This is a genomic window from Lactiplantibacillus sp. 7.2.4 (assembly GCF_018991185.1).
Classification (GTDB): Bacteria; Bacillota; Bacilli; order Lactobacillales; family Lactobacillaceae; genus Lactiplantibacillus; species Lactiplantibacillus pentosus.
Genome location: NZ_JAGYGS010000150.1, coordinates 1 through 828, shown reverse-complemented (window position 1 = coordinate 828; position 828 = coordinate 1). Strand labels below are relative to the sequence as shown.

Below are 828 nucleotides of genomic sequence, written 5' to 3'. Positions count from 1 at the left end.
ATGGATACTATTTCTTAGTTAAAATATGAGTCTAGTGACTATCGGTTGAAACTAAAGCAACTTTTTTGACAGCGCTTACCAACATGCTGTAATCTTATTTAATATATAACAAATAATCTATATACTCTTTTCCATATCTAAAATCATATGAATGGAGGTTATTGAAATGCCTTGGAATGAACAAAATTACCCACCATCAATGAAAAATTTGAAAAAAGTGGTTCGAAAAAAAGCTATTGAGATCGCAAATGCGCTTAAAGAAAAAAATTATGACGATAAGCGGGCCATTTCAATTGCTACGGAACAAGCGGAAAAATGGTATCAACATCGCTCTGATTTAAAAGACGACACTCCATTCAAGAAGAATTTAAGGAGGCATAGCTAATGATATCACTTTTGGAAAAACACCCAAACAAAATTACTCCTCATATACCAATAGAAAAGCCTAAAAAGCAATTACCACAAAGATTTCCAGTAAAGACTCCACCTGAAAACCCCCAAATAAATCCAGAAAAAATATACCCTGAAAAACAACCTGAAGAGCCGGTTAGGCGTGATTAATAAGCCGTTTATGTTAGATTACAAATTCCAATTTGAAGGGGGCCACATAAATCAGAGTGAATTCCCATGAGGCATACTAAATACAATATTGGAGACTACGTTTTAAATTGCAAATAATTCGGATTAAATTTGTAATCTACCTTAATCTATTTCGTTTAGTATCCTTTACTATATATAATAAGGAGGTCTCTAATGCTAGTTTTTCTGTCAACATCATTCATACCATCCAATGATAAGATGTGGTCACGAGTTGGCATAAATAAAAAT

2 protein-coding genes are annotated in these 828 nt (G+C 32.9%); both read left to right on the top strand.

The window, feature by feature from the left end; translation table 11 throughout:
- Positions 1–166 precede the first annotated feature (166 nt).
- A complete protein-coding gene (locus KGF70_RS16950) occupies positions 167–385 on the top strand; it encodes a hypothetical protein (RefSeq protein ID WP_010579558.1) in 219 nt (72 codons plus the stop codon).
- Positions 385–561, top strand: coding sequence for a hypothetical protein (locus KGF70_RS16945; RefSeq protein WP_020090529.1), 177 nt, complete (start codon positions 385–387; stop codon positions 559–561). Before KGF70_RS16950 ends, KGF70_RS16945 begins: the two co-directional genes overlap by 1 nt.
- Positions 562–828 lie beyond the last annotated feature (267 nt).

Bases quoted from the DNA above. Each gene is read 5' to 3' on its own strand.
- KGF70_RS16950 (WP_010579558.1), top strand. From the start codon at position 167: ATGCCTTGGAATGAACAAAATTACCCACCATCAATGAAAAATTTGAAA.
- KGF70_RS16945 (WP_020090529.1), top strand. From the start codon at position 385: ATGATATCACTTTTGGAAAAACACCCAAACAAAATTACTCCTCATATA.